A 26,007-nucleotide genomic window follows, 5' to 3' on the forward strand; every position below is an offset into this window, starting at 1 on the left:
CGCCGGTATCCGGCGGGCTTTTTCATGCGCAGAGAATTCTTCCGCACACATCGTGTCGACCAAGGTCGACACCTACCAGAGCAGAAACAGGGATCCGGTCCCGCGCCGACCAACGGTCGGCACCCACCAACAGCAGCAGGAACCTGTCAGCGGCGGGGTGGGGTGGGGTTGCAGGACCGTTGGCGCCATGGATGGCGCCATCGAGCCCCCAGGGACGGGTTTACGGCGTGTCCTGCATATCCACCCCACCTCGCCAGCCCCCAGGAAGCCCGCTTTTGCAGTTGCAGTGGCCGTGGCAGTCAGCGGGTGCCGGGCCGCAGGCCCGGCCGAACCCCTCAATTACGCTGGAACAGCGCCTGCACATCCTTGCGGAACGCCGCCTGGCTGTCCGCCCGGCTGTAGAACATGTGCCCGCCCGGATAGCTCCGCACCTGCACCCGGTCCGGGTTGCTGCCCATCGCCGGCATCTGGTCCACCGTCAGGATCGAACCCATGAACGGGCACGACAGGTCGTTCCAGCCATGCACGATCAGCACCTGCAGATGCGGATCGATCGCCACCGCCTGGCGCAGCTGGGTCACCGCACCCTGGCGCAGCTCGCCGTTGCGGTCCCACAAACGATTCACGTCGTAGTTCAGCGCCTGGTAGCGTGCATCCACCTTCCAGCCGACCACGTGCGTCACGAAGTCGACCATCGCCGTGGTGGTCGGCGCAATGATGCTGTCCAGCAGCGGATCATTGGCGCGCTGCTCCGGGTCATTCGGGAATGGATCGAACGCGGTCACATTGGAGTCGTAGCGGCTGCCCAGCGTGCCCTTGTCGCGGAATACCTCGCGCAGGTAGGCCTGGGTTTCCAGGCGGCCACCGGCACGGCGCACGAACTGCGGGTCAAGCCCGGTCAGCTCGGTCACCCGGCGCAGCATCGCCTCGGTCGCCTGCGGATCGCTGCGGCCCTTCATCAACGCGGTGGCGTAATCGCCACGGGTGTACTCCACCACCTCGCGCATTGCCGCGTCGGTGAGCCTGCCCTGGCGCTCCAGGTGCGCCGCGGCGATCGACGGCAGCGTCTGCATCCAAGCCATCGGCGAGACGTCGGCGTTGTCTTCCAGCGTCGGGCTCAGGTACGGCGAGACCAGCACCAGGCCGTTCATCGCCACGCCCAGCCGGGTCTGCAGGAAATGGGTGATGCGCGGGCCGCGATAGCCGCCGTAGCTCTCGCCAGTCAGGTACTTGCGTGACGCCATGCGCTGATTGCGCAGCAGCCAGTCGTAGATCGAGCGCGACAGGTACTCGATGTCGGCGCCGGGGTTGTACAGCTGCTTCTTCGCCTCGTCATCGCCGATGCGCGCGCGGCTGAAACCAGTGCCGACCGGGTCGATGAATACCAGGTCGGTGAAATCCAGCCAGGTGCCCGGGTTGTCATGCAGGGTGGCGGGCGCCGAGGCGCTGTCGCCTTCCGAACCGAAGGTGACCACCTTGGGCCCGATCGCGCCCATGTTGAGGTACACCGACGAGGCACCGGGGCCGCCATTGAGCGCGAACGTCACCGGCCGGTCCTTGCCCGGCATCGTGTACGCAGTGAACACCACATCGGCGATGACCTTGCCCTTCTCATCGCGCACCGGCAGGGTGCCGACGGTGGCGGTGTAGTCCAGGGTGCGGCCGGCCAGGCGCATGCTCTGGCGCGTCGACGCATCGGCGGGCAGCGCAGGCGCGTCGGTCCTGTCGTCTTTCGAATCGGGCTTGGTGTCAGCGGCGGGCGCGGCCAGCACGCTGGTGGGGGCGATGAGCAGGCCGACGCAGAGCGCGGCAGTGTGCAGCAGGGACTTCATGGCACCGGATCGGCAGCGGAAGGGGGTTCCGATGCTAGGCCGGTGGAGTGCCATGCCGTATGTGTCCAAAGGCATGGCCACGTTCTGCAGCGGCTTGCGGCCAGATTGGATCAAACGGGCAGGGCGGCTGCCGCTTCGTCGTTGGCCAGCAGGCCATAGACGGCCGAGTCCGAAAGCTCGCCCTGGATGCGCCAACGCTGGCGCAGCACCCCCTCGCGGTGGAAGCCGAGGCGGTCAAGCACATGTGCCGAGGGTACGTTGCGTGGATCGATCTCGGCTTCGATGCGGTGAAGGTGCAGGGTGTGGAACAGATAGCCCAGCATCTGCTGCAGGGCCTCATGCATGTAGCCCTGGCCCTGGCGGTCGGGCGCCAGCAGATAGCCGATCTCGGCCCGCATGGCCTCACGATCAATGGCGAATGCGACGCAGACGCCCAGCAGTGGGCCGTTGGGTGATTCGCGCAGGGCCAGCTTCAACTGGGTGCCGATCGCGTGCGCGGCAAGGTCGTCGTCGATCTGTTCGCGGGCTTCGGCCGGTCGTGTCCAGGCCGGATGGTTCCACCAGCGCATCACGTCCGGATTGGATTGCAGCGCGAACAGCGCGGCCGCGTCGTCACGGCGGATCGGGCTCAGCACCAACCGCGCGCTGTGCAGCGGCAGGGCGGGGAACAGCAGCGAGTGGCTGGCCAATACGATGGTCCACACGGGTGGACGCGCATTATGCCGTCGCCGGGTTTGCCGATGGCGGCGTAATGCCAGGGCGCATGAACCGGTAGTGCCGGCCGCTGGCCGGCAGTCGAGGTTGCCGGCCAGCGGCCGGCACTACCGGGCAACCGGGTCAGAGCCCTTTGCCAGGCAAAGGGATCCGACCCCGTGCCGGGATCAGACCTCCAGCGAGGCCAGATCGCCCTTCGACTCCAGCCAGCCCTTGCGGTCGGAGGCGCGCTTCTTGGCCAGCAGCATGTCCATCAGCGAGCTCGTCTGCTCGCGATCGTCCACGGTCAGCTGCACCAGGCGGCGCGTATCCGGGTGGATGGTCGATTCGCGCAGCTGCGGCGGATTCATCTCGCCCAGGCCCTTGAAGCGGGTGACGTTGATCGCGCCCTTGATCTTCTCGCGTTCGATCTTGTCCAGCATCGAGCGCTTTTCTTCCTCGTCCAGGGCGTAGAACACCTGCTTGCCCACGTCGATGCGGAACAGCGGCGGCATCGCCACGAACACGTGGCCGGCATCGACCAGCGCCGGGAAGTGCTTCAGGAACAGTGCGGTCAGCAGGGTTGCGATGTGCAGGCCGTCGGAGTCCGCGTCGGCCAGGATGATGACCTTGCCGTAACGCAGGCCGCTGATGTCGTCCTTGCCGGGGTCGCAGCCGATGGCGATGGCCAGGTTGTGTACTTCCTCCGAGGCCAGCACGCTGTTGGAGGAGACTTCCCAGGTGTTCAGGATCTTGCCGCGCAACGGCATGATGGCCTGGAAGTCCTTGTCGCGGGCCTGCTTGGCGCTGCCCCCTGCCGAGTCACCTTCCACCAGGAACAGCTCGGTGCGCGACAGGTCCTGGCTGATGCAGTCGGCCAGCTTGCCGGGCAGGGCCGGGCCCTGGGTGACCTTCTTGCGGACGACCAGCTTCTCGGTCTTCAGGCGTGCGCTGGCGCGCTCGATGGCGATCTGCGCGATTTTCTCGCCCAGCTCGACGTTCTGGTTCAACAGCAGGCTGAAGGCATCGTGGGCGGCGCCTTCAACGAAGCCGGCGGCCTGGCGTGAGGACAGGCGTTCCTTGGTCTGGCCGCTGAACTGCGGGTCGGTCATCTTCAGCGACAGCACGAACGACACGCGGTCCCACACGTCTTCCGGGGCCAGCTTGACGCCGCGCGGCAGCAGATTGCGGAAGTCGCAGAACTCGCGCAGCGCCTCGGTCAGGCCGGTACGCAGGCCGTTGACGTGGGTGCCGTGCTGGGCGGTGGGAATCAGGTTGACGTAGCTTTCCTGCACCAGCTCGCCTTCCGGCAGCCAGGCCACGGCCCAGTCCACCACCTCGGTGTCCTTCTTCAGGTTGCCGACGAACAGGTCGGCCGGCAGCGATTCGCGTTCGCCCAGTTCCAGCTTCAGGTAATCGCGCAGGCCGTCTTCGTAGTACCAGGTGTCGACTTCACCGGTGGCCTCATCGGTCAGCTTGACCGTCAGCCCCGGGCACAGCACGGCCTTGGCGCGCAGCAGGTGCTTCAGCGCGCGCACCGCGAATTTCGGCGTGTCGAAGTATTTCGGGTCAGGCCAGAAGCGCACGCGGGTGCCGGTGTTCTTCTTGCCGACGCTGCCGACCACTTCCAGCGGCGTGGCGCGGTCGCCGTTGCGGAAGGTGATGCGGTGCTCGGCACCTTCGCGCTTGATGTGCACTTCCACCAGGGTCGACAGCGCATTGACCACGCTGACGCCGACGCCGTGCAGACCGCCGGAGAAGGTGTAGTTGTTGTTGCTGAACTTGCCGCCCGCATGCAGGCGGGTGAGGATCAGCTCGACACCCGGGATCTTCTCTTCCGGGTGGATGTCCACCGGCATGCCGCGGCCGTCATCGCTGACCTCCACGCTGCCGTCCTTGTACAGGGTGATCTCGATCGAGCGGGCGTGGCCGGCGAGGGCCTCGTCCACCGAGTTGTCGATCACTTCCTGCGCCAGGTGGTTCGGGCGCGCGGTGTCGGTATACATGCCGGGACGGCGCTTGACCGGGTCAAGGCCGGACAGGACTTCAATATCGGCGGCGTTATAGCGGGCGTTCATCTGTCTTCGAAAGCTTGGAGCGACGGGCAAGTGTGGGGTCTGGCACGGGATTTTGCACGCCTGCGGTTCAGTCTCGGCGACGCAGAGGGGGTAAAATGGCAGCCGCTGGAATCTGAATGCCGGCGACCCCCGTTGGGTCGAAACATCCAAGCCATACCGCGAGGAGGACCTCATGAAGAAGTTGCTGACCATTGCGATCCTGGCCGCTGCCGCCGTTGCAGTGCCGCTGGTGGTGGCGCAGAACGCCGGCCAGCCGGCCCCGCAGCAGGGTGGCCAGGCGGACAAGGCGCAGGCCGAAGCCGATGCCAAGGCCAAGCGCCGCGCCCAGGCCAATGCCGAAATGAAGGCGCAGGGCCAGCCGGCCCCGCAGCAGGAAGAGGAAGAAGAGGCGAGGAAGAAGAAGTAATTCTTCCGCCCTCCGAAGCCCTTGCCGCAAGGGATTCGCCCCTCGACGCCCCGCCCAGCGGGGCGTTTCTTTTGGGTGATGGCCGCAACTGCCCCTTGGGTTGGCGGCCATCAATCTGTAAACTATGGCTTTCCGGGAGTAAGTGCGTGTCCACCCTTTGCGAATGGGCTGGCACGGCCATGCGTGGTCGCCAGCAATGCGGGTCGCAGGTGACGGTCGATTTGACCGGCACGGCCGCCCCGACCTCGCAGGGTGGTCCCCGTCCGGCGCCTGCCGCCGCACGGCCCAGCACCTCCCTCGCTGCCCCAGCGAACCGGAAAACCCCCTTCAAGCTCCATGCCCGCCCTCCGGGTGCGCGTGGTGCTGCCGTTTTCCATTTCCAGACAGGATGCTTGCAGCCATGACTCCCTTGATTTTCGTAACCGGCGGCGTGGTGTCCTCGCTCGGCAAAGGCATTGCCGCTGCGTCACTGGCCGCCATTCTCGAAGCCCGTGGCCTGAAGGTCACGATGATGAAGCTCGACCCGTACATCAACGTCGACCCGGGCACCATGAGCCCGTTCCAGCACGGTGAGGTCTACGTCACCGACGACGGCGCCGAGACCGACCTCGACCTGGGCCACTACGAGCGCTTCGTGCGCACCCGCCTGAGCCGCAAGAACTCGGTCACCACCGGCCGCATCTACGAGAACGTGATCCGCAAGGAGCGCCGCGGCGACTATCTGGGCGCGACCGTGCAGGTCATCCCGCACATCACCGACGAGATCCGCCGCTGCATCGATGAAGCCACCGAAGGTTACGACGTGGCGCTGGTCGAGATCGGCGGTACTGTCGGCGACATCGAGTCGCTGCCGTTCCTGGAAGCGATCCGCCAGGTGCGCACCGAGCGTGGCCCGGAGAAGGCGCTGTTCATGCACCTTACCCTGGTGCCGTACATCGGCGCCGCCGGCGAGCTGAAGACCAAGCCGACCCAGCATTCGGTGAAGGAGCTGCGCTCGATCGGCATCCAGCCGGACGTGCTGCTGTGCCGCTCCGAGCAGGCGGTGCCGGATTCGGAGCGCCGCAAGATCGCCCAGTTCACCAACGTCTCCGAGCGCGCGGTGATCAGCGTGCCGGACGTGGACGTGCTGTACCGCATTCCGTCGGGCCTGCACGCGCAGGGCCTGGACGAGATCGTGGTCAACCAGCTGAAGCTGGCCGACAAGGCCGGCCCGGTCGACCTGTCGATGTGGGAAGACGCGGTCGACGCGACCCTGCATCCGCTGGACGAAGTGACCATCGCCGTGGTTGGCAAGTACGTCGATCACCAGGATGCCTACAAGTCGGTCGGCGAAGCCCTCAAGCACGGTGGCCTGCGCCAGCGCACCAAGGTCAACCTGAAGTGGCTGGAAGCACAGGACCTGGAAGGCACCGACATGGCCGCACTGGCCGATGTCGACGGCATCCTGGTGCCGGGTGGTTTCGGTGACCGTGGTTTCGAAGGCAAGGTGCTGACCTCGAAGTTCGCCCGCGAGCAGCAGGTGCCGTACTTCGGCATCTGCTACGGCATGCAGGCGGCCGTGGTCGACTACGCGCGCAACGTGGTCGGCCTGGAAGGTGCCAACAGCACCGAGAACGACCGCCAGTCGCCGAACCCGGTGATCGGCCTGATCACCGAATGGCGCACCGCGACCGGTGACGTGGAAAAGCGCGACGACAAGAGCGACCTTGGCGGCACCATGCGCCTGGGCCTGCAGGAACAGCGCCTGAAGCCGGGCACGCTGGCCCGCGAGCTGTATGGCAAGGACGTCGTCGCCGAGCGTCACCGCCACCGTTACGAGTTCAACAACCGTTACCGCACCCAGCTGGAAGATGCCGGCCTGGTGATCGCCGGCAAGTCGATGGACGACACCCTGGTGGAAGTGGTCGAACTGCCGCGCGACGCGCACCCGTGGTTCCTGGCCTGCCAGGCGCACCCGGAATTCCTGTCCACGCCGCGTGACGGCCATCCGCTGTTCATCGGTTTCATCCGCGCCGCACGCGAGCGCAAGGCCGGCGGCAAGCTGCTTTCCGAAGCGCGCGCCTGACTTGTGAATGGGGGCGTCGGCCCCCATCCTGCATGCTTCAACCCCCAGCGCACCGGCCCGGCCGGTGCTGCGGACAACAAGGAAACGCCATGAAACTGTGTGGATTCGAGGTCGGGCTGGACCAGCCCCTGTTCCTGATCGCCGGCCCCTGCGTGATCGAGTCGATGCAGCTGCAGCTCGATACCGCCGGCAAGTTGAAGGAAGTCACCGACAAGCTCGGCGTCAACTTCATCTTCAAGTCCAGCTTCGACAAGGCCAACCGTACTTCGGGCACCGCGTTCCGTGGCCCGGGCATGGAAGAGGGCCTGAAGGTCCTGGCCGAGGTCAGGAAGCAGATCGGCGTGCCGGTGCTGACCGACGTCCACGAATACACCCCGATGGACGAAGTGGCCTCGGTGGTGGACGTGCTGCAGACCCCGGCGTTCCTGGTCCGCCAGACCGACTTCATCCGCAAGGTGTGCTCGGCCGGCAAGCCGGTCAACATCAAGAAGGGCCAGTTCCTGGCGCCGTGGGACATGAAGCCGGTCGTGGAGAAGGCCAAGGCCACCGGCAACGAGCAGATCATGGTCTGCGAACGTGGTGCCAGCTTCGGCTACAACAACTTGGTCAGCGACATGCGTTCGCTGGCGGTGATGCGCGACACCGGTTGCCCGGTGGTGTTCGACGCCACCCATTCGGTGCAGCTGCCGGGCGGGCAGGGCACCAGTTCCGGTGGCCAGCGTGAGCACGTGCCGGTGCTGGCCCGTGCCGCCGTGGCGGTGGGCATCTCCGGCCTGTTCGCCGAGACCCATCCGGATCCGTCCAAGGCGCTGTCCGATGGCCCCAATGCGTGGCCGCTGGACCAGATGGAAGCACTGCTTGAGACCTTGATGGAACTCGACGCAGTGACCAAGAAGCACGGCTTCTCGCGCTTCGCGTGAGTCGTGACCCGTGGCTGGCGCTGGAAATCCAGCGCCGCCGCCGGCATTGGAAACAGTGGCCGTGGGGCCTGATCGCACTGGGCCTGGCCGTGCTGTTCACTGTGGGCATGTTCGGGCTGGTGCTGATCGGTGGCGCGTCCGTGCGGCCGCCGGGTGATGGCAGCAGCGCACTCGATCTGCGCGCGTACTTCATTGCGCTGCTGGTGGCAGAGCTGCTCGGTGCAGTGGGATGCGTCGCTGCTGCTGTGCAGGCCTGGAGGCTGAATCGCGGCAAGGTGTCCGCCGGCCTGGCGATCATCCTGCTCTCGCTGTGGCTCGGCGCCCTGTTCTACGGAGTGCTTTGATGAATGCGACCACATCGGCGCGAGGCTGGCCCTGGGGCCTGATCGCCCTGGGGCTGTCCGTGTTGACCTGGATCGCCCTGGTGGTGGGCGTACTGGCCTTCACCGCCGGTTTCCGGCCGCCGGGGGACGGGAACAACGGCGTGCAGGCCACGCAATGGTGGTTGCTGGGCGCACTGGTCACGATGGTGCTGTCCTTCCTGGGCAGCCCGGTGGCGATGGTGCTGGCCTGGCGACGGCGGCGTGGCCCCATCCTGGCGGCGCTTGCTGGTGCATTGCTGGTGATGCTGGTGTCGATGGTCCTGATCGTGATCGGGTCCAGCTGGGGCTGAAGCCGCCCACGCCATTTGGCAAGTGGCGGGCAGCCGGGGATAATCACGCGGCATTCGTTTTGTCGCCCCCTCTCCAGACAGGTAACCGGTCCGACCATGAGCACGATCCGCAGCATCCACGCCCGTGAAATCCTCGACAGTCGTGGCAACCCCACGCTGGAAGCCGAAGTCATCCTGGAGGACGGTTCGTTCGGTCGTGCCGCGGTTCCCTCCGGCGCCTCGACCGGCACCAAGGAAGCGGTCGAGCTGCGTGACGGCGACAAGACCCGTTACCTGGGCAAGGGCGTGCGCAAGGCCGTCGACAACGTCAACACCACGATTGCCGCCGCGCTGAAGGGCTTTGAGGCCACCGACCAGGCCGGCCTCGACCGTCGCCTGATCGACCTCGACGGCACCGAGAACAAGGGCCGCCTGGGCGCCAACGCACTGTTGGGTGTTTCGATGGCCGCTGCGCACGCCGCCGCCGCATCGAACAAGCAGGCGCTGTGGCAGTACCTGGCCGCCAGGACCGGCGTGACCCCGTCGCTGCCGGTGCCGATGATGAACATCATCAACGGCGGCGCGCACGCCGACAACAACGTCGACTTCCAGGAATTCATGGTGCTGCCGGTCGGCTTCACCTCGTTCTCCGAAGCGCTGCGTGCCGGTACCGAAATCTTCCATTCGCTGAAGTCGGTGCTGAAGGGCCACGGCCTGAGCACGGCGGTCGGCGACGAAGGCGGCTTCGCGCCGGACTTCCGCAGCAACGTCGAAGCGCTGGACACCATCCTTGAAGCGATCGGCAAGGCCGGCTACACCGCCGGTGAAGACGTGCTGCTGGGCCTGGACGTCGCCTCCAGCGAATTCTTCGAGAACGGCAAGTACAACCTGGTCGGCGAGAACAAGCGCCTGACCTCCGAGCAGTTCGTCGACTTCCTCGCCGACTGGGCCGCGCAGTACCCGATCATCACGATCGAAGACGGCCTGGCCGAGAACGACTGGGCTGGCTGGAAGCTGCTGACCGACCGCATCGGCAAGAAGGTGCAGCTGGTCGGTGACGACCTGTTCGTGACCAACCCGAAGATCTTCCAGGAAGGCATCGACTCGGGCACCGCCAACGCGATCCTGATCAAGGTCAACCAGATCGGCACCCTGAGCGAAACCCTGGAAGCGATCGCCATGGCCGACCGCGCCGGTTATGCCGCTGTGGTCTCGCACCGTTCGGGCGAAACCGAAGACACCACCATCGCCGACATCGCAGTGGCTACCACCGCCACCCAGATCAAGACCGGTTCGCTGTGCCGCAGCGATCGCGTGGCCAAGTACAACCAGCTGCTGCGCATCGAGGAAGCCCTCGGTGCCGGCGCGCGTTACGCCGGTCGTGACGCGTTCGTTTCGCTGAAGCGCTGAGCCGATGCGCGACTGGCGCTGGATGCTGCTGGTGCTGGCCCTGCTGCTGGGCTGGCTGCAGTACCGCTTCTGGTTCGGTCCGGGCAATTCGGGCGAAGTGATGATGCTCGAAGCCCAGGTCGCCAACCAGGAGCGGGACAATGAGGGTCTGCAGCAGCGCAACGACGCGCTCGCTGCCGAAGTGAAGGACCTCAAGGAAGGCCAGTCCGCCATCGAGGAGCGCGCACGCAGCGAGCTGGGCATGATCAAGCCCGGCGAGAAGTTCTATCGTGTGGTCGAGGATGCGCCGGTCCACCCGGCGCAGCCTGCGGCAGGTGTCAGTGCGCAGGTTGGCGACCACCCGGCGGACGTGCCATGAGTGCGGCCATCTGGGTCGTGGTTCCGGCTGCGGGTCGCGGCACCCGCTTCGGCGCGCCGTTGCCCAAGCAATACCTGCAGGCAGGGGGACAGATCCTGCTTGCCCATACCCTGGACGCCCTGCTGGCGCACCCGGCCGTGGCCGGGGCGATGGTGGTGATCGGCCAGGACGACGCCGACTGGCCCGGCTGGAACGAGTGGGCGGGCAAGCCGGTGCTGACCTGCATCGGTGGCGCGACCCGTGCCGCTTCGGTGCTGGCTGGCCTGCAGGCGCTGCCGGAGACGGTGCGCGCTGATGAGTTCGTACTGGTCCACGATGCCGCGCGGCCGAACCTGTCGCCGGCCGATCTCGGCCGCCTGCTTGAAGTCGGTCGTACCGACCCGGTGGGGGCGATCCTGGCCGCACCGGTACGTGACACGCTCAAGCGTGCAGGCGACGACGGTGGCATCGATGGCACCGAGCCGCGTGAGCGCCTCTGGCGTGCACTGACCCCGCAGCTGTTCCGCCGCCATCAGCTCAGCCGCGCGCTGTCCGACGCCGCTGCCGCCGGTGTTGAAGTCACCGACGAGGCGATGGCCATGGAGCGCCAGGGCCAGCGCCCGCTGCTGGTGGAAGGCAGCGAGGACAACTTCAAGGTCACCACCCCGGCCGATCTGGACCGGTTCGAATTCGTACTTTCCCGCCGCGCCGGCTGACCGCCCGCGTGGCCCTGCTGCAAGGGTTGCATCCATGAGCACCGCACCGTTCCCGCCCGTCCGCATCGGCCAGGGCTACGACGTCCATGCCTTCGGCGAAGGCGATCACATCATGCTTGGCGGCGTGAACGTTCCACACAGCTGTGGCGTGCTTGCGCACAGCGATGGCGACGTGATCCTGCACGCCTTGTGCGATGCGATGCTCGGTGCGCTGGCGCTGGGCGACATCGGCCAGCATTTCCCACCCAGTGACAACCGCTGGAAGGGCGCCGACAGCAGCGACTTCGTGCGTCATTGCGACAGCCTGCTGCGCGAGCGCGGCTGGCGCGTCGGCAACACCGACATCACCGTGATCTGCGAGCGGCCGAAGGTTGGCCCGCATGCGCTGGCGATGCGTGAGCGCATCGGCGGCCTGCTGCAGTTGCCGCTGGATGCAGTCAGCGTCAAGGCCACCACCTCGGAAAAACTGGGCTTCACCGGCCGTGGTGAAGGCATTGCCGCACAGGCGGTCGTGTTGCTGGTGGCGGCATGATTCCGCTGCCGTTGGCATTTGGTGCGCCGTTGTTGACGGCGCGCATCCGCACCACGCCAGACGATTTCCAGGTTGACGAGCTGCCGGCCTTCGAGGCCACCGGTGAAGGCGAGCACCTGTTGCTGCACATCCGAAAGCGCGGTGCCAACACCGTGCATGTGGCCAAGGTGCTGGCCAAGTGGGCGGGCCTGCCGGAAATGGCGGTGAGTTACGCCGGCATGAAAGACCGCCACGCGGTCACCACCCAGCGTTTCAGCGTGCACCTGCCCAAGCGCATTGCGCCGGACCTGGCCGAGCTGGCCAGTGACGAGATCGAAGTGCTCGAAGCGACCTGGCACAACCGCAAGCTGCAGCGTGGCGCACTGGCCGGCAACCGCTTCAAGCTGGTCCTGCGCGAGGTGCAGGGCGATGCCGCAGCGATCAGCGAACGCCTGCAGCAGATTGCCGGGCGCGGCCTGCCGAACTGGTTTGGCGAGCAGCGCTTTGGCCGCGACGGCGGCAACGTGCCGGCGGCATTGGCGATGTTCGGTGGCCGCCGCATGCGCAAGGACCAGCGTTCACTGCTGCTGTCTGCCGCCCGATCGGCGCTGTTCAACCGCGTGCTGGCTGCGCGCGTGGAGCAGGGCAACTGGGATCAGCCACTGGACGGCGAGGTGTGGATGCTGGACGGCAGCCGCAGCGTGTTCGGCCCGGAGCCGTACACCGACGTGCTGGCCGAGCGCCTCGCGCGGTTCGACATCCATCCCAGCGCACCGCTGTGGGGTGAAGGCGAGCTGCGCAGCACCGAAGCGGCACGCGAGCTGGAGCTGGCCGCACTCGACGACGAGGAATCGAAGGCACTGCGGGCCGGGCTGGAAGACGCGCGCCTGAAGCAGGAGCGCCGCGCGCTGCGCCTGCGCCCCGCGTTGTTGCAGCACCAGTGGCTGGGCGATGACGTGCTGGAGCTATCGTTCGCGCTGCCGCCGGGCTGCTACGCCACCGCCGTACTGCACGAGCTCGGCCCGGTCGAAGACGCCTCGCAGGCCTGAGCAGGGCGCGCGGTAGAGTCGACTGTCAGTCGACTTGCGCGCGCAGCGCGGGGTATTCGCTTGCCGCTGGAAGAGCAGTCGACTGACAGTCGACTCTACCTGGACTCATGGCGTCCCCCTTTTTCAGCGCCGCGCCAGCAGCACCAGCACCGCGCCGGTGCCGCCTTGTCCGGTCGGCGCCGAATGGAATGCCAGTACGTCGTTGCGCAGCCGCAGCAGGCGGTCGACCAGGTTCTTCAGTACCGGCGTGCCGCCGTCGGACTGCAATCCCTTGCCGTGAATGATGCGCACGCAGCCATACTCGTGTGCATGGGCTTCCAGCAGGAACTGGCGCAGCAGCGTCTCCGCCTGCGCGGCGGTGGCGCCATGCAGGTCCAGTTCGTCCTGCACCGAATACTGGCCACGCTTGAGGCGCTGGAACAGGCGAGGTGGCAGGTTGTCGCGGCGATAGCTGGCCACGTCGCCGGCTTCCAGTGGCGTGCTGTCGCGCAGCAGCCGGGCGAACTCGCCGGCGGCTTCGGCCTCGTCACGTTCGGCCATGCGCGCGCGCGGCTTCGGCCGGGGCGCAGCCGGTGCCGGCTCGGCATCCTTGCGCAGCGGCGTCACTTCGCCGATGGCCGCGCGGAACAACGCGGCCGGATCTTCGTCTTCAGGGTGCGACATGCGCACAGGGTAAACCGCTGGCGCAGGTCTGCCTATGACGGTTCGATGTCGGCCGTGACCGCCGGCAGGGTAGGACCGGCGGCTCGCGTGCGGCACAATAGACGATGCCCTTGCAGGGTCGACGGCTTCCGCAGGGGAGTACGACGGTCCCGCCCACACTGCACGGTGATGGAATCGAATTCTTGGAAAATCAAGCGGTTAAATCGAAGATGCGAATCCTGGTCAGTAACGACGATGGCGTCGACGCCGCAGGCATCCGGATGCTTGCTTCGGTGCTGCGTGAGGCCGGTCACGAAGTCACGGTGGTCGCGCCCGACCGCGATCGCTCCGGCGCCAGCAATTCGCTGACCCTGGACCTGCCGATCCGCCTCAAGCGCATCGACCATTACACCGTCTCGGTGGCCGGTACCCCGACCGACTGCGTGCACCTGGCGCTGACCGGGCTGCTCGAGTTCGAACCCGACATTGTCGTGTCCGGCATCAACAACGCCGCCAACCTCGGCGATGACGTGATCTATTCCGGCACCGTCTCGGCGGCGATGGAAGGTCGCTTCCTCGGCCTGCCGGCGGTGGCGGTCTCGCTGGTCACCCGCAACCACGATCCGAAACACTTCGAGACCGCCGCGCGCGCTGCGGTGGAGATCGTCGCCCGGCTCAAGGCCGATCCGTTGCCGGCTGACACCATCCTCAACGTCAACGTGCCGGACCTGCCGTGGAGCGAGGTCAAGGGCTTCGAGGTCACCCGCCTGGGCAACCGCCATCGCGCCGAAGGCTGCATCGCGCAGAAGGACCCGCGCGGCAACGAGGTGTACTGGATCGGCCCGGCCGGTCGTGAGCAGGACTCCGGCCCCGGCACCGACTTCCACGCGGTACGCACCGGCCACATCTCGATTACCCCGATCCAGGTCGACCTGACCCGCTACCAGGCACTGGAGAAAGTGGCCAGCTGGGTCGGCGGCCTCAGCGCCGCGCTGGACCAGCCGGCATGAGCCCACGCCTGCGCCTGCAACCGGAAGCCGTCGGCATCGGCATGACCTCGCAGCGTGTGCGCGACCGCCTGGTCGATCGCCTGCGCGAGGCTGGCATCGTCGACGAGTCGACCTTGAATGCGATCCGGGTGGTGCCACGTCATCTGTTCATCGACGAAGCGCTGGCGTCACGCGCTTACGAAGACACCGCCCTGCCGATCGGCCACGGCCAGACCATCTCCCAGCCGTGGGTGGTGGCGCGCATGACCGAAGCCGTGCTGCAGGTCTCGCCAAAGAAAGTGCTGGAAGTCGGTACCGGCTCCGGCTACCAGGCCGCCGTGCTCGGCGCGCTGGGCCTGGAGATCTACACCGTCGAACGCATCGGCGACTTGCTGCGACAGGCGCGCAAGCGCTTCCGTGCGCTGGGCATGAATATCCGCACCAAGCATGATGATGGCCGCGCCGGCTGGGCCGAGCACGGCCCGTTCGATGCCATCGTCGTCACCGCCGCGGCGCCTGCACTGGTCGATGAACTGGTCGGGCAGCTGGCCGAGGGCGGCCGCCTGGTGGCGCCGGTCGGCGGGCCGGGTGGGCAGTCGCTGGTGCAGCTGGACCGCAGGGCTGACGGCAGCATCGAACAACGCGTGCTGGCGCCGGTCACCTTCGTGCCGCTGCTGTCCGGCATGCTCGACTAATCCACGGAGCAGGGTTGCATGAAGATTTTCGGGCCGCTGTACGAGCGGGCGATGAAGTGGGCGGCGCACGAACGCGCGCCGACCTACCTGACGGTGTTGAGCTTCTTCGAGGCGATCATCTTTCCGGTGATGCCGGAAGTGATGCTGGCGCCGATGTGCGTGGCCCAGCCGAAACGCGGCTGGTGGTTCGCCACCCTCAGCCTGGCCGGCTCGATGGTCGGCGCGCTGATTGGCTATGCACTGGGTCATTATGCCTTCGAAGCGATCAAGCCGTTGTTCGAAGCACTGGGCATGCTGCCGGCCATCGAGCAGGGCATCACCACCGTGCAGGCCAAGATGGCCGAGTCGCCGTGGGCGGTGTTCACCTTCCTGGTGCTGGGCGGCTTCATGCCCATCCCGATGAAGGTCTTCACGTGGGCATCGGGTATCGTCGGCGTGCCGATGCCGCAGTACCTGTTGAGCATGCTGATCGGTCGCGGCAAGCGCGTGTTCGTGCTGGCTGCGGTCATCCGTCTCGGTGGTGCGCGTGCTGAAGCGGCACTGCGTCGCTGGATTGAACCGCTGGGCTGGATCGCCACCGCGTTGGTGGTGGTGCTGATCGCCTGGCTTGTATGGAGGTCGAAGTTCGCATGAATCCTGATCGTCTGAGCAAGGGAGTGCGCATCGGCGCGCTGGCGTTGCTGGTTTCCACCCTGGCCGCCTGCGGCACCGCAACCGTGGTTCGTCCTGGTGGTGGCAGCACCGGCGGTGGTGTGACCACGCCGAAGACCTCGGTGCCCAAGCCCGGGCAGACCGTGGTGGTGCGCAAGGGCGATACCATCTATGCGCTGGCCCGCATCCATGACATCACCCCGGCCGACCTGATTGCCTGGAACAGCCTGGACAACCCCTCGACCATCCATCCGGGGCAGGTGATCCGACTGTATCCGGCCGGTGCCAGCGGCGGCCGCGCGCCGACCACGGTGGTCACCCCGCCGCGCTCGGGTGGCAGCAGCGGCGGCAGCACCACATCGGCCCCGGCCCCGGCGCCGGTGGGTCCGGTGAAGAGCAACATCGCCTGGCGCTGGCCGGCCGATGGCGCGATCGTCGGCCGCTACGTGGCCGGTGACGCGACCAAGCAGGGCGTGGACATCGCCGGTACCAGCGGCCAGCCGGTCAAGGCCACCGCCAACGGTGTGGTGGTGTACTCCGGCGCCGGCCTGGTCGGCTACGGCGAGCTGATCATCATCAAGCACAGCGACCAGTGGCTGTCGGCCTATGGCCACAACCGCAAGCGCCTGGTGAATGAAGGACAGAGCGTGAAGGCAGGTGAGCAGATCGCCGAGATGGGCCGCACCGGTGCGAACCGCGACATGGTCCACTTCGAGATCCGCTACAACGGCAAGCCGGTGGACCCGCAGCAATACCTGCCGGCACGCTGATCGTTGATTCGCCATCTGGGCGGATCCCCGGCCCGGCGCAGCGCGCCGGGCGTTCGCCGACGGTGCGGCCCATGGGCCGCAAACACCGCCGGCTCACCCGCTACAACGGCAAGCCGGTGGACCCGCAGCAGTACCTGCCGGCACGCTGATCGTCGATTCGCCATCTGGGCGGATCCCCGGCCCGGCGCAGCGCGCCGGGCGTTCGCCGACGGTGCGGCCCATGGGCCGCAAACACCGCCGGCTCACCCGCTACAACGGCAAGCCGGTCGACCTGCAGCAGTACCTGTCGGCGCGTTGATCGCTGATTCGCCATCTGGGCGGATCCCCGGCCCGGCGCAGCGCGCCGGGCGTTCGCCGACGGTGCGGCCCATGGGCCGCAAACACCGCCGGCTCACCCGCTGTAACGGCAAGCCGGTGGACCCGCAGCAGTACCTGCCGGCGCGTTGAGGTCGTGGGGTCGGGTGGCGCCGGGCAATGCTCGGCGTTCCCGACCTGTAGCGTCGAGCCATGCTCGACTCGCTGTAGGCCGGCTGCCGTGGGTGGCCATTTGCGACCATGAGTGGCGCATCTCAAGCTTCCCGGCGAGCCAGGGAAGCGGCATGCTTCAACGGCCTCCCAATCCGGTGCCGCATGTCTCGCCCAACAGCCCTTTTCGTGCTGCTCATCGTCGCGCCATTGGCGGCCGCCGCCAGCAGCGATCCACGTGACGTGGTCACCCGTCTCTACGACGCCATCCAGGCACCGACGTCGAACGAAACGGCCATTTCCCCGCTGCTGGGTGAGGCCCTCCGCTCAGCCATCGCTGCGCAGCGTGCATATGAACAGGCCTGCACCGCACTGGCGGCGCCCGATGAAAAGCCGCACATGCTGGACCAGAGCCCGTATCTGCTGGCGCCGGATCGACCGGAAACAATATCCGTGGGAATGCCCGGATCGAGCGGTGACGCCACCTGGATCCATGTCGACATGGCCGTGGGCGACTACCGCTGGACCGACCGGGTCCTGCTGCAGCGGCAGGACCGGGACTGGAAGGTCATGGATATACGCTGGGGGCGGGGCGGCAACCTGATTGGCCGGCTCAAGGCGTTCTCGGCATTCCGCTGCACACCTTCGGGCAGCTAGCCGGGAGCCACCCGGCGACTCGACCTCAGCCTTCCAGAATGAAGGCGGCGGCGACCTTGCGGCCTTCGCCCGCCAGGATGTTGAAGGTGCGCGCGGCGGCTGGATTGTTCATCACTTCCAGGCCGATGCCGCGTGACAGACAGGCGGCCATCACCACCGCCGGCGGGAACACCTGACGGTCACCCGTGCCGAGCACGATCAGCGCCGGATTCAGCGCCAGGATCGGCTCCAGGTCAGCCACATGCAGCGCAGTGGCGCTCACCACCGGCCATTGCGTGACCAGCTGGTCCGGGGTCAGGAAGAAACTGCTGCCCAGCGCCTGGTCATTCACCTTGGCCGAGCGGCCATCGGCGGCACGGAGGCTATAGGCGTAATCCGGCGGTTCGTGGTTCAGCTGCATGGCAGTAGGGCGATCAGCCGCGCGGCAGCACGATCTGGCGCTGTTCCTTGCTCGGGCGGTACAGCACGGCGACGTGGCCGATGCGCTGCACCAGCGCGCTTTCGGTGGCTTCGACGATCTCGCCGATCATCACGTCACGGGCGTCGCGGTCTTCAGCAGCGACCTTCACCTTGACCAGCTCGTGGCGCTCCAGCACTTCGTTCAGCTCAGCGATGAAGGCCGGGGTCACACCCTTGCCGCCGGTCTGCAGCAGGGCCTTCAGGTCGTGGGCTTGGCCGCGCAGGAAACGGGTCTGGGAGGCGGTCAGGGCGATGGACATGCAGGAAAACACGGTTGAATGGGGCGATCAGGGTATCATGAGGACCCCATCAGCCCCTATTTTCAATGGCTACCCGCAGCAAAAGCAGCCAGCGCTGGCTCAAGGAACACTTCTCCGACCCCTTCGTGAAGAAGGCCCAGGCCGAAGGCATGCGCTCGCGCGCCGCCTACAAGCTCGAAGAGCTGCTGGAACGTGACCGGTTGCTGAAGCCGCACATGGTGGTCGTCGACCTCGGTGCCGCCCCGGGCGGCTGGTCTCAGCAGGTGCGGAGACAGATCGGCGACACCGGTCGCGTGCTGGCGCTGGACATCCTGGACATGCCGCCGCTGGCCGGCGTGGAGTTCCTTCATGGTGACTTCAGGGAAGAAGCCGTTCTATCGCAGTTTGAAGCCATGCTCGGGGATCAGCCGGTAGACCTTGTGCTGTCGGACATGGCCCCCAATAAGAGTGGTGTAGGCGCGGTCGACCAGCCGCGGATGATGCACCTGGCGGAGCTGGCCCTGGATTTTGCCGACAACCACCTGAAGACCGGTGGGGCGTTCCTGATCAAGCTGTTCCAGGGTGAAGGCTTTGACGACTACGTGCGCGACATGCGCCGCCGGTACGACAAGGTCTCCATCCGCAAGCCGGAAGCGTCGCGCAAGCGCTCTCCCGAGGTGTATGCCTTGGGTCAGGGAAAACGCGCCCACATGAAGTAAGCTCGCAACGTACGCAAGTTCGACCCCAACGCAACGCCAGCACTGAGAGGAACACCGGAGCCAATGAGGATGAACGACTTGACCAAGAACCTCCTGCTATGGGTGGTCGTCGCCGTCGTGCTGATGGTGGTCTTCCAGAGCTTCTCGCCGAAGTCCTCCGGGGCCGGCGCGCAGGGCGCGTCTTACTCGCAGTTCCTGGACCAGGTGGACAGCGGCAACGTGCAGAAGGTCGCCTTTGGCGGCGACATGCGTGGCGGCACCAGCCAGCTGACCTACACCACCCGCGGTGGGCAGTCGTCCACCATCACCGCGCCGTTCGATCGTGACCTGATCAACGTGCTGCGTACCAAGAACGTGGAGATCGTGCAGGAGGAGCCGTCCAGCGGCATTTCCCTCGGCGCGATCCTGATGAATTTCCTGCCGGTCATCCTGATCATCGGCTTCTGGTTGTTCATCATGCGCCAGATGCAGGGCGGTGGCGGCGGTGCCAAGGGCGCGATGTCCTTCGGCAAGTCGCGCGCCAAGCTGCAGGGCGAAGACCAGATCAAGGTCACCTTCGCCGACGTCGCCGGCTGCGACGAGGCCAAGGAAGAAGTGGGCGAACTGGTCGACTTCCTGCGCGACCCGTCCAAGTTCACCAAGCTGGGCGGCAAGATTCCGCGCGGCGTGCTGATGGTGGGCCCGCCGGGTACCGGCAAGACGCTTCTGGCCAAGGCCATCGCCGGCGAAGCCAAGGTGCCGTTCTTCTCGATCTCCGGTTCGGACTTCGTGGAAATGTTCGTCGGCGTCGGCGCCAGCCGCGTGCGTGACATGTTCGAGCAGGCCAAGAAGCACGCGCCGTGCATCATCTTCATCGACGAAATCGACGCCGTCGGCCGCCACCGTGGCGCCGGCCTGGGCGGCGGTCACGACGAGCGCGAGCAGACCCTGAACCAGCTGCTGGTCGAGATGGACGGTTTCGAGGGTGGCGAAGGCGTGATCGTGATCGCCGCGACCAACCGTCCGGACGTGCTGGACCCGGCGCTGCTGCGCCCGGGCCGTTTCGACCGCCAGGTCGTGGTCGGCCTGCCGGACGTGAAGGGCCGCGAGCACATCCTCAAGGTCCACATGCGCAAGCTGCCGCTGGCTGACGACGTCGAGCCGATGGTGATCGCGCGTGGTACCCCGGGCTTCTCCGGTGCGGACCTGGCCAACCTCTGCAACGAGGCGGCCCTGTTCGCCGCGCGCGGCAACGAGAAGGAAGTCCGCATGGACCACTTCGACCGTGCACGCGACAAGATCCTGATGGGTGCCGAGCGCCGCTCGATGGCCATGAGCGAGGACGAGAAGACCCTGACCGCGTACCACGAGGCCGGCCACGCCATCGTCGGCCGCCTGGTGCCCGAGCACGACCCGGTCTACAAGGTCACCATCATTCCGCGCGGCCGTGCGCTGGGTGTGACCATGTACCTGCCGGAAGGCGACAAGTACTCGATGAACCGCGTGGCGATCCAGTCGCAGCTGTGCTCGCTGTACGGCGGCCGCGTCGCTGAAGAACTGATCTTCGGCGAGGACAAGGTCACCACCGGCGCCTCCAACGACATCGAGCGTGCCACCAAGATGGCCCGCAACATGGTCACCAAGTGGGGCCTGTCCGAGCAGCTCGGCCCGATCGCGTATGGCGAAGAGGACGACGAGGTGTTCCTGGGCCGTTCGGTCACCCAGCACAAGAGCGTGTCCAACGACACGGCGCGCCGGATCGACGAGGAAGTGCGCAACATCCTCGACAAGGCCTACGCCCGCACGACCCAGCTGCTGACCGAGAACATCGACAAGCTGCACGCGATGTCGCAGCTGCTGCTGCAGTACGAGACCATCGACGCGCCGCAGATCGACGCGATCATGGAAGGCCGCGATCCGCCGCCGCCGGCGGGCTGGAGCAAGTCGAACAAGGATGGCGGCAACGACAAGGGCGGCGACGCCCGTCCGCTGCCGCCGATCGCAGGCCCGGCCGAATCGCACTGACGGCCCGCTGCAGGTGACACCAGACGAGGCCGGGGCAACCCGGCTTCGTCGTTTCCGGGCCACTGGCCCATCCCGAAGAACCGATCTGACGCTGGAGCCCGCATGTCCGCCCCGAAGCCCGAACCGATTTCCCACACTGCCGAAATGGTGATCGCCACCGTGGTCGGCGTGGGTGTGGGCCTGGGGGCCGACAACCTGCTGCTGGGCTGCGTGGTGGGTATCGGGGTCGGCATCGTGCTGAGCATCGCCAAGACCCTGTACGTGGACCGCAAGCGCCGCCGCCGTTGAGAGGGTGTCGGCAGGGCTTCGCCCTGCACCCGTGGTAGTGCCGGCCGCTGGCCGGCAACCTCAACAGCAACAGCGACAGCGGCATTCCGTGGTTTGGCGGGGCGGTGTGGGTTGGCAGGACACGCCGTAAACCCGTCCCTGGGGGCTCGATGGCGCCATCCATGGCGCCAACGGTCCTGCCAACCCACACCGCCCCACCTCTGACAGATTCCTGCGGCTGTTGGTAGGTGTCGACCTTGGTCGACACGGTAGATCCACGCCATGCGTGGATGCATTTCGATTCCAATTCGAAATATTCGATTCCGATGGAGATTCATCCACGCATGGCGTGGATCTACTGCAGATCGCGGAGATCTGTCGAAGGCGGGGTGGGTCCGGTTGCGGGGGCGTGAGCCGCATGGATGCGGCGACCGAGCCTACATGGACGTATTTACGGCGTCCCCCGCAACTGGACCCACCCCGCCATCCCACAGGAAACCCGCTGTTGCTGTTGCTCTGGCCTCTGCGGGTGCAGGGCGCCGCCCTGCCGAACTAAACTACCCGCCGTTGTCCCTGCAGGATTGCCCATGTTCGATACCTCGCCCCAGCTCGATTGCGCCGGCCGCATCCTGCGCCTCGACCGTGCCCGGGTCATGGGCATCGTCAACGTCACCCCGGACTCGTTCTCCGATGGCGGCGCGCACGACACCACCGAGGCCGCGGTCGCACATGGCCTCAAGCTGGTCGAGGAGGGCGCGGACCTGCTGGACATCGGCGGCGAATCGACCCGGCCGGGCGCTGCGCCGGTATCGGTGGAGGAGGAACTGCGCCGGGTGATTCCGGTGATCGAGCAGCTGGCCGCACGCACCCGGGTGCCGATCAGCATCGACACCTTCAAGCCGGAAGTGATGCGCGCGGCGGTGGCGGCTGGCGCCGGCATGATCAATGACATCTACGGACTGCGTCAGGAAGGGGCGCTGGACGCCGCCGCTGCAACCGGCGTGCCGGTGGTGCTGATGCACATGCAGGGCGAGCCAGGCCACATGCAGGCCGATCCACATTACGACGACGTGGTCGCCGAGGTGCACGGCTTCCTGGTCCAGCGCCTGTTCGCTGCCGAGATGGCGGGCATTTCGAAGAAGAACCTGCTGATCGATCTCGGTTTCGGTTTCGGCAAGACCACTGCCCACAACATGACCCTGCTGGCACGCTCCGAGCGGTTCCTGGAGCTGGGCGTGCCGATGCTGGCTGGCCTGTCGCGCAAGCGCAGCCTGGGCGAACTGACCGGTCGCGACACGCCGTCCGAGCGCGTGGCCGCCTCGGTGGCCGCGCACCTGATCGCGGTGCAGCGCGGCGCGCGCATCGTGCGCGTGCATGACGTGGCCGCCACCGTTGATGCACTGAAGATCTGGCAGGCAGTCGAGGCCGTGCCAACGCCGCGCGCCGACGCCACGCCGACGATCCGCTGGCCGGACGAAGACTGATGGGCATCGACCGGCGGCCACTGGCGATCGCCGTGATGGGGCCGACCGCCAGTGGCAAGACCGCCACCGCGATCGCCCTGGCGAAGCAGCTGGATGGCGAGATCGTCAGCGTCGATTCGGCGCTGGTCTACCGGCATCTGGATATCGGCTCGGCCAAGCCGGATGCGGCCGAGCGGGCGCAGGCGCCGCACCATCTGCTGGACCTGCGCGATCCGTGGCAGACCTATTCGGCGGCCGAGTTCGCCGCCGATGCCGGCCGCGTCGTGGCCGACATCGTGGCACGCGGCAAAACGCCGATCCTGGCAGGTGGCACGGGGCTGTACTTCCGGGCCCTGCTGCAGGGCCTGTCGCCGATGCCGGAGGCCGACCCGGTGATGCGCGAAGCACTCAGCACCGAGGCGGCCGAGCGGGGCTGGGCGACACTGCACGCAGAACTGGCCATGGTCGATCCAGCCGCAGCCGCACGTATCCATGCCACCGACCCGCAACGCATCCAGCGGGCGTTGGAGGTCTATCGCCTCACCGGCACGCCGATCAGTGAATGGCAGCGCCGGCCGGGTGTCGCGCCATTGCCGGTGCGCACCCTCAAGCTGATCCTCGCCCCGCGTGACCGCGCGGTACTGCACCAGCGCATCGAGGCGCGCTGCGACGCCATGCTGGCGCAGGGCTTCCTGGACGAGGTGCGGGCACTGCGTGCAATGCCGGAAATGGCCGCCGTGACGGCGCCGCTGGACCTGCCGGCGGTGCGCGCGGTTGGCTATCGCCAGGCCTGGGAATACCTGGACGGGGAGGGTGATGCCGCCCGTTTCCGTGACAAGGCAATCTTCGCCACCCGGCAGCTGGCCAAGCGCCAGCTGACCTGGCTGCGCGGCGAGCTTGATGCGCGCTGGTTCGACCCCCATGTCGATGGGGAGCGCCTGGCCGGCGCGGTGTCGACCTTCGTCGCACGCTGAACCCCCGCCAGCCGTGTAACATCATCGGTCGGCGGTCGGCTCGGGGGCCGTGGCAACCGTCGGCAACCCAATAAGAACAATAATCAGGAGTGTGCAATGTCCAAGGGGCAATCGCTGCAGGATCCTTTCTTGAACGCACTTCGGCGCGAGCGCGTGCCGGTTTCGGTGTACCTGGTCAACGGCATCAAGCTGCAGGGCACGATCGAGTCGTTCGACCAGTTCGTGGTCCTGCTGCGCAACACGGTCAGTCAGATGGTCTACAAGCACGCCATTTCCACGGTCGTTCCGGCACGCAACGTGAAGGTCGGTCCGGGCGGTGGTTACGTGCAGTCGGGTGAAGGTGGTCAGGCAGGTGATGAAGCAGACGAGTAAGACCGGAGCGGTGAATGTTTGACCGCTCGAAAAAGGGCGAACACGCCCTGTTGATCCAGCCCCATTTCGGCAAGCTGGAAGACGATGTGCTGGAAGAATTCGGTGATCTGGCCCGCTCGGCTGGGGCCAGCATCGCCGCGACGATCACTGCGCGCCTGGACCGACCGAATCCGTCGACCCTGATCGGCAGCGGCAAGCTGGACGAGATCAAGGCCGCGGCCGACGCCAGCGGTGCCGACCTGATCCTGGTCAACCATGCGTTGAGCCCGGGCCAGGAGCGCAACCTGGAACGGTTCCTGGAGCGCCGGGTGATCGACCGTACCGGCCTGATCCTGGATATCTTCGCCCAGCGTGCGCACAGCCACGAGGGCAAGCTGCAGGTCGAGCTGGCGCAGCTGCGTCACCTGGCCACGCGGTTGGTGCGCGGCTGGACCCACCTGGAGCGCCAGCGCGGTGGTTCGATCGGTCTGCGCGGCCCGGGTGAAACCCAGCTGGAAACCGACCGCCGCCTGCTGCAGAAGCGGGTCGAACAGCTGCAGAAACGCCTGGAAAAGGTGGAAGTGCAGCGCACCCAGATGCGCCGTGCACGCGTGCGCAGCGAACTGCCGCGCGTGGCCCTGGTGGGCTACACCAACGCCGGCAAGTCGACCCTGTTCAACGCCATGACCGGCGCCGAGGCCTATGCCGCCGACCAGCTGTTTGCAACGCTGGATCCGACCGTGCGCCGCATTGCGGTTCCGGGTGGCAACGTGGTCCTGGCCGACACCGTCGGCTTCGTCCGCGACCTGCCACATGACCTGGTTGCGGCGTTCCGCTCGACCCTGTCCGAGGCGCGCGAGGCGGATTTCCTGCTGCACGTGGTCGACGCCGCCGATCCGCACCGCGAGGAGCGCATCGCACAGGTCGACGAGGTACTGACCGCAGTCGGTGCCGGTGACCTGCCGCAGTTGCTGGTGTTCAACAAGATCGACCGCATCGACGGTGCCGACGTCCGCCACGACGGCCAGGATGGCATCCCGGACGAATCGCGCCGCGAGCGGGTGTGGATTTCCGCACGCGACGGGCAGGGCCTGGAGCTGCTGCAGGCGGTGCTGGGCAAGCGCCTGGGCCTGCAGCACGTCACCGGCGAACTGCGCCTGCCACCCGATGCCGGCCGCCTGCGCGCGCGCCTGCACCAGCTGGAAGTGATCCGCAGCGAGCAGGCCGATGAAGACGGCTGGCTGCTGCAGGTCGACCTGCCGATCGCCGAAGCCGAAAAGCTGGCCGCCAGTGCCGACGGCGCGCCGATCCGGGCGCTGCTGCCGGAGAAGCTGCCGGAGTGGTGAGGTAGCGGCCAATCCCCGGTAGTGCCGGCCGCTGGCCGGCAACCACCGTGCTGGAGGGGCGCGACATCCGCCTGTCATCTGCGGTACAACGTGCAGGTTCTTCACCCCACCGTCATGCCGATGTCCATCCCCACCGACGCCGACCTCAACGCCCAGTCCGCCGCGCTCGGGCAGCGCCTGCAGCAGGCCTCGCTGCAGCTGGTGACCGCTGAAAGCTGCAGTGGCGGCTGGATTGCCAAGTGCATGACCGACATCGCCGGTTCCTCGGCGTTCTTCGACTGCGGCATGGTGGTCTACAGCTACGAAGCCAAGCAGCGCCTGCTGGGTGTGCGCGCGCAGACCCTGGAGCAGTTCGGCGCGGTCAGCCGCGAAACCGTGCTGGAAATGGTGTCCGGTGCGCTGGTCAATTCGGGTGCCGGCATCGCCGTCGCGGTGACGGGCATCGCCGGTCCCGGCGGCGGCAGCCCGGACAAGCCGGTCGGCAGCGTCTGGATTGGCTGGAAGCGCCGGGGTGGCTATGCCCGCGCCGAGCTGTTCCAGTTCGATGGCGACCGCGAAGCCATCCGCCGGCAAACCGTGGCAGCGGCATTGCGCGGTATCGACGCCCAGCTGTGACATGCTGCTCCGGTAATCGTCCGGAGCACGCA

At 66.9% G+C, this 26,007-nt stretch carries 29 protein-coding genes; 23 read left to right on the forward strand and 6 right to left on the reverse strand.

Features of this window, described 5'->3' with window-relative positions; genetic code table 11:
* Window positions 1–335: 335 nt before the first annotated feature.
* The 3 genes from CKW06_RS09065 to parE form a co-directional block, all read right to left on the reverse strand.
* Window positions 336–1,832: a S10 family peptidase gene (locus CKW06_RS09065; RefSeq protein ID WP_024956352.1), complete on the reverse strand. Its 1,497-nt coding sequence runs from the start codon at window positions 1,830–1,832 to the stop codon at window positions 336–338.
* A 110-nt stretch (window positions 1,833–1,942) separates the two neighbouring features.
* Entirely contained in the window at window positions 1,943–2,521 is a 579-nt protein-coding gene (locus CKW06_RS09070; protein WP_024956351.1) for a GNAT family N-acetyltransferase, read from the reverse strand.
* Between the two features lie 192 nt (window positions 2,522–2,713).
* A complete protein-coding gene (parE, locus tag CKW06_RS09075; RefSeq protein ID WP_005408996.1) occupies window positions 2,714–4,603 on the reverse strand; it encodes a DNA topoisomerase IV subunit B in 1,890 nt (629 codons plus the stop codon).
* 172 nt (window positions 4,604–4,775) lie between these two features.
* On the opposite strand from parE, the gene CKW06_RS09080 reads away from it, so the two are divergent.
* The 10 genes from CKW06_RS09080 to truD all read left to right on the forward strand — a co-directional run bounded on the left by CKW06_RS09080 (window position 4,776) and on the right by truD (window position 12,669).
* The gene (locus CKW06_RS09080; RefSeq protein ID WP_005408997.1) at window positions 4,776–5,009 is read left to right on the forward strand and encodes a hypothetical protein; all 234 of its coding nucleotides are present in this window, start codon (window positions 4,776–4,778) and stop codon (window positions 5,007–5,009) included.
* 400 nt (window positions 5,010–5,409) lie between these two features.
* Window positions 5,410–7,074, forward strand: coding sequence for a CTP synthase (gene pyrG / locus CKW06_RS09085; protein WP_005408998.1), 1,665 nt, complete (start codon window positions 5,410–5,412; stop codon window positions 7,072–7,074).
* An 89-nt stretch (window positions 7,075–7,163) separates the two neighbouring features.
* Complete coding sequence (gene kdsA, locus CKW06_RS09090; protein ID WP_005408999.1) at window positions 7,164–7,994, forward strand: 3-deoxy-8-phosphooctulonate synthase; 831 nt, start codon at window positions 7,164–7,166, stop codon at window positions 7,992–7,994.
* Window positions 7,991–8,338 carry a hypothetical protein gene (locus CKW06_RS09095; protein WP_024956350.1) on the forward strand — a complete coding sequence of 116 codons (348 nt, stop codon included), beginning with the start codon at window positions 7,991–7,993 and terminating at the stop codon, window positions 8,336–8,338. The genes kdsA and CKW06_RS09095 overlap by 4 nt, the downstream gene beginning before the upstream one ends.
* Window positions 8,338–8,667, forward strand: coding sequence for a hypothetical protein (locus tag CKW06_RS09100; protein ID WP_005409001.1), 330 nt, complete (start codon window positions 8,338–8,340; stop codon window positions 8,665–8,667). The genes CKW06_RS09095 and CKW06_RS09100 overlap by 1 nt, the downstream gene beginning before the upstream one ends.
* 96 nt (window positions 8,668–8,763) lie before the next feature.
* The gene (eno, locus tag CKW06_RS09105) at window positions 8,764–10,056 is read left to right on the forward strand and encodes a phosphopyruvate hydratase (RefSeq protein WP_005409002.1); all 1,293 of its coding nucleotides are present in this window, start codon (window positions 8,764–8,766) and stop codon (window positions 10,054–10,056) included.
* Window positions 10,057–10,060: 4 nt separating this feature from the next.
* Window positions 10,061–10,414 (forward strand): cell division protein FtsB, encoded by a 354-nt coding sequence (gene ftsB / locus CKW06_RS09110; protein WP_005412924.1) that lies wholly within the window; start codon window positions 10,061–10,063, stop codon window positions 10,412–10,414.
* On the forward strand, window positions 10,411–11,109 hold the full coding sequence (gene ispD, locus CKW06_RS09115) for a 2-C-methyl-D-erythritol 4-phosphate cytidylyltransferase (protein WP_005409004.1): 699 nt from the start codon (window positions 10,411–10,413) through the stop codon (window positions 11,107–11,109). Before ftsB ends, ispD begins: the two co-directional genes overlap by 4 nt.
* A 34-nt stretch (window positions 11,110–11,143) precedes the next feature.
* A complete protein-coding gene (ispF, locus tag CKW06_RS09120) occupies window positions 11,144–11,641 on the forward strand; it encodes a 2-C-methyl-D-erythritol 2,4-cyclodiphosphate synthase (RefSeq protein WP_024956349.1) in 498 nt (165 codons plus the stop codon).
* Window positions 11,638–12,669, forward strand: coding sequence for a tRNA pseudouridine(13) synthase TruD (gene truD / locus CKW06_RS09125; RefSeq protein ID WP_005409006.1), 1,032 nt, complete (start codon window positions 11,638–11,640; stop codon window positions 12,667–12,669). The genes ispF and truD overlap by 4 nt, the downstream gene beginning before the upstream one ends.
* Before the next feature lie 123 nt (window positions 12,670–12,792).
* On the opposite strand, the gene CKW06_RS09130 is transcribed toward truD, so the two are convergent.
* Window positions 12,793–13,332, reverse strand: a complete 540-nt coding sequence (locus tag CKW06_RS09130) for a Smr/MutS family protein (protein WP_024956348.1) — start codon at window positions 13,330–13,332, stop codon at window positions 12,793–12,795.
* Window positions 13,333–13,541: 209 nt separating this feature from the next.
* On the opposite strand from CKW06_RS09130, the gene surE reads away from it, so the two are divergent.
* The 5 genes from surE to CKW06_RS09155 all read left to right on the forward strand — a co-directional run bounded on the left by surE (window position 13,542) and on the right by CKW06_RS09155 (window position 17,538).
* Window positions 13,542–14,321 (forward strand): 5'/3'-nucleotidase SurE, encoded by a 780-nt coding sequence (surE, locus tag CKW06_RS09135; RefSeq protein WP_010485979.1) that lies wholly within the window; start codon window positions 13,542–13,544, stop codon window positions 14,319–14,321.
* Window positions 14,318–14,995 carry a protein-L-isoaspartate(D-aspartate) O-methyltransferase gene (locus CKW06_RS09140; protein WP_005409009.1) on the forward strand — a complete coding sequence of 226 codons (678 nt, stop codon included), beginning with the start codon at window positions 14,318–14,320 and terminating at the stop codon, window positions 14,993–14,995. The genes surE and CKW06_RS09140 overlap by 4 nt, the downstream gene beginning before the upstream one ends.
* A gap of 18 nt (window positions 14,996–15,013) precedes the next feature.
* Window positions 15,014–15,628, forward strand: a complete 615-nt coding sequence (locus CKW06_RS09145; RefSeq protein ID WP_024956347.1) for a YqaA family protein — start codon at window positions 15,014–15,016, stop codon at window positions 15,626–15,628.
* Window positions 15,625–16,416, forward strand: coding sequence for a peptidoglycan DD-metalloendopeptidase family protein (locus CKW06_RS09150; RefSeq protein WP_005409011.1), 792 nt, complete (start codon window positions 15,625–15,627; stop codon window positions 16,414–16,416). The genes CKW06_RS09145 and CKW06_RS09150 overlap by 4 nt, the downstream gene beginning before the upstream one ends.
* Window positions 16,417–17,046: 630 nt before the next feature.
* A complete protein-coding gene (locus CKW06_RS09155) occupies window positions 17,047–17,538 on the forward strand; it encodes a hypothetical protein (RefSeq protein WP_024956346.1) in 492 nt (163 codons plus the stop codon).
* 25 nt (window positions 17,539–17,563) lie between these two features.
* On the opposite strand, the gene CKW06_RS09160 is transcribed toward CKW06_RS09155, so the two are convergent.
* Window positions 17,564–17,938 (reverse strand): Mth938-like domain-containing protein, encoded by a 375-nt coding sequence (locus tag CKW06_RS09160; RefSeq protein ID WP_024956345.1) that lies wholly within the window; start codon window positions 17,936–17,938, stop codon window positions 17,564–17,566.
* A 13-nt stretch (window positions 17,939–17,951) separates the two neighbouring features.
* Window positions 17,952–18,257 carry a ribosome assembly RNA-binding protein YhbY gene (yhbY, locus tag CKW06_RS09165; protein WP_004152868.1) on the reverse strand — a complete coding sequence of 102 codons (306 nt, stop codon included), beginning with the start codon at window positions 18,255–18,257 and terminating at the stop codon, window positions 17,952–17,954.
* 65 nt (window positions 18,258–18,322) lie between these two features.
* Between yhbY and rlmE the strand changes: the two genes are divergently transcribed.
* From rlmE to CKW06_RS09205, 8 genes are all read left to right on the forward strand, one after another.
* Window positions 18,323–18,955 (forward strand): 23S rRNA (uridine(2552)-2'-O)-methyltransferase RlmE, encoded by a 633-nt coding sequence (gene rlmE, locus CKW06_RS09170; protein ID WP_005409014.1) that lies wholly within the window; start codon window positions 18,323–18,325, stop codon window positions 18,953–18,955.
* A 69-nt stretch (window positions 18,956–19,024) separates the two neighbouring features.
* Entirely contained in the window at window positions 19,025–20,959 is a 1,935-nt protein-coding gene (gene ftsH, locus CKW06_RS09175; protein WP_005409015.1) for an ATP-dependent zinc metalloprotease FtsH, read from the forward strand.
* 102 nt (window positions 20,960–21,061) lie between these two features.
* Window positions 21,062–21,247: a hypothetical protein gene (locus CKW06_RS09180; protein WP_005409016.1), complete on the forward strand. Its 186-nt coding sequence runs from the start codon at window positions 21,062–21,064 to the stop codon at window positions 21,245–21,247.
* A 566-nt stretch (window positions 21,248–21,813) separates the two neighbouring features.
* Window positions 21,814–22,710 carry a dihydropteroate synthase gene (gene folP, locus CKW06_RS09185; protein WP_005409017.1) on the forward strand — a complete coding sequence of 299 codons (897 nt, stop codon included), beginning with the start codon at window positions 21,814–21,816 and terminating at the stop codon, window positions 22,708–22,710.
* Complete coding sequence (gene miaA / locus CKW06_RS09190; RefSeq protein ID WP_024956657.1) at window positions 22,710–23,663, forward strand: tRNA (adenosine(37)-N6)-dimethylallyltransferase MiaA; 954 nt, start codon at window positions 22,710–22,712, stop codon at window positions 23,661–23,663. Before folP ends, miaA begins: the two co-directional genes overlap by 1 nt.
* A gap of 96 nt (window positions 23,664–23,759) precedes the next feature.
* Window positions 23,760–24,035: an RNA chaperone Hfq gene (gene hfq / locus CKW06_RS09195; protein WP_004152891.1), complete on the forward strand. Its 276-nt coding sequence runs from the start codon at window positions 23,760–23,762 to the stop codon at window positions 24,033–24,035.
* 14 nt (window positions 24,036–24,049) lie between these two features.
* Window positions 24,050–25,360: a ribosome rescue GTPase HflX gene (gene hflX, locus CKW06_RS09200; protein WP_005412934.1), complete on the forward strand. Its 1,311-nt coding sequence runs from the start codon at window positions 24,050–24,052 to the stop codon at window positions 25,358–25,360.
* 120 nt (window positions 25,361–25,480) lie between these two features.
* A complete protein-coding gene (locus CKW06_RS09205) occupies window positions 25,481–25,975 on the forward strand; it encodes a CinA family protein (RefSeq protein WP_005409020.1) in 495 nt (164 codons plus the stop codon).
* Window positions 25,976–26,007: the final 32 nt, after the last annotated feature.

It is taken from the genome of Stenotrophomonas maltophilia, assembly GCF_900186865.1.
Taxonomy (GTDB): domain Bacteria; phylum Pseudomonadota; class Gammaproteobacteria; order Xanthomonadales; family Xanthomonadaceae; genus Stenotrophomonas; species Stenotrophomonas maltophilia.

Excerpts from the sequence above, each read along its gene's own strand:
- CKW06_RS09130 (WP_024956348.1), bottom strand. The coding sequence starts at position 13,332 with ATGTCGCACCCTGAAGACGAAGATCCGGCCGCGTTGTTCCGCGCGGCC.
- pyrG (WP_005408998.1), top strand. The coding sequence starts at position 5,410 with ATGACTCCCTTGATTTTCGTAACCGGCGGCGTGGTGTCCTCGCTCGGC.
- surE (WP_010485979.1), top strand. The coding sequence starts at position 13,542 with ATGCGAATCCTGGTCAGTAACGACGATGGCGTCGACGCCGCAGGCATC.
- CKW06_RS09155 (WP_024956346.1), top strand. The coding sequence starts at position 17,047 with ATGTCTCGCCCAACAGCCCTTTTCGTGCTGCTCATCGTCGCGCCATTG.
- CKW06_RS09180 (WP_005409016.1), top strand. The coding sequence starts at position 21,062 with ATGTCCGCCCCGAAGCCCGAACCGATTTCCCACACTGCCGAAATGGTG.
- ftsB (WP_005412924.1), top strand. The coding sequence starts at position 10,061 with ATGCGCGACTGGCGCTGGATGCTGCTGGTGCTGGCCCTGCTGCTGGGC.
- CKW06_RS09205 (WP_005409020.1), top strand. The coding sequence starts at position 25,481 with ATGTCCATCCCCACCGACGCCGACCTCAACGCCCAGTCCGCCGCGCTC.
- eno (WP_005409002.1), top strand. The coding sequence starts at position 8,764 with ATGAGCACGATCCGCAGCATCCACGCCCGTGAAATCCTCGACAGTCGT.
- CKW06_RS09100 (WP_005409001.1), top strand. The coding sequence starts at position 8,338 with ATGAATGCGACCACATCGGCGCGAGGCTGGCCCTGGGGCCTGATCGCC.
- ispD (WP_005409004.1), top strand. The coding sequence starts at position 10,411 with ATGAGTGCGGCCATCTGGGTCGTGGTTCCGGCTGCGGGTCGCGGCACC.
- ftsH (WP_005409015.1), top strand. The coding sequence starts at position 19,025 with ATGAACGACTTGACCAAGAACCTCCTGCTATGGGTGGTCGTCGCCGTC.
- CKW06_RS09080 (WP_005408997.1), top strand. The coding sequence starts at position 4,776 with ATGAAGAAGTTGCTGACCATTGCGATCCTGGCCGCTGCCGCCGTTGCA.
- CKW06_RS09150 (WP_005409011.1), top strand. The coding sequence starts at position 15,625 with ATGAATCCTGATCGTCTGAGCAAGGGAGTGCGCATCGGCGCGCTGGCG.
- CKW06_RS09160 (WP_024956345.1), bottom strand. The coding sequence starts at position 17,938 with ATGCAGCTGAACCACGAACCGCCGGATTACGCCTATAGCCTCCGTGCC.
- hfq (WP_004152891.1), top strand. The coding sequence starts at position 23,760 with ATGTCCAAGGGGCAATCGCTGCAGGATCCTTTCTTGAACGCACTTCGG.
- miaA (WP_024956657.1), top strand. The coding sequence starts at position 22,710 with ATGGGCATCGACCGGCGGCCACTGGCGATCGCCGTGATGGGGCCGACC.
- rlmE (WP_005409014.1), top strand. The coding sequence starts at position 18,323 with ATGGCTACCCGCAGCAAAAGCAGCCAGCGCTGGCTCAAGGAACACTTC.
- truD (WP_005409006.1), top strand. The coding sequence starts at position 11,638 with ATGATTCCGCTGCCGTTGGCATTTGGTGCGCCGTTGTTGACGGCGCGC.
- kdsA (WP_005408999.1), top strand. The coding sequence starts at position 7,164 with ATGAAACTGTGTGGATTCGAGGTCGGGCTGGACCAGCCCCTGTTCCTG.
- CKW06_RS09145 (WP_024956347.1), top strand. The coding sequence starts at position 15,014 with ATGAAGATTTTCGGGCCGCTGTACGAGCGGGCGATGAAGTGGGCGGCG.
- hflX (WP_005412934.1), top strand. The coding sequence starts at position 24,050 with ATGTTTGACCGCTCGAAAAAGGGCGAACACGCCCTGTTGATCCAGCCC.
- CKW06_RS09140 (WP_005409009.1), top strand. The coding sequence starts at position 14,318 with ATGAGCCCACGCCTGCGCCTGCAACCGGAAGCCGTCGGCATCGGCATG.
- CKW06_RS09065 (WP_024956352.1), bottom strand. The coding sequence starts at position 1,832 with ATGAAGTCCCTGCTGCACACTGCCGCGCTCTGCGTCGGCCTGCTCATC.
- parE (WP_005408996.1), bottom strand. The coding sequence starts at position 4,603 with ATGAACGCCCGCTATAACGCCGCCGATATTGAAGTCCTGTCCGGCCTT.
- folP (WP_005409017.1), top strand. The coding sequence starts at position 21,814 with ATGTTCGATACCTCGCCCCAGCTCGATTGCGCCGGCCGCATCCTGCGC.
- ispF (WP_024956349.1), top strand. The coding sequence starts at position 11,144 with ATGAGCACCGCACCGTTCCCGCCCGTCCGCATCGGCCAGGGCTACGAC.
- yhbY (WP_004152868.1), bottom strand. The coding sequence starts at position 18,257 with ATGTCCATCGCCCTGACCGCCTCCCAGACCCGTTTCCTGCGCGGCCAA.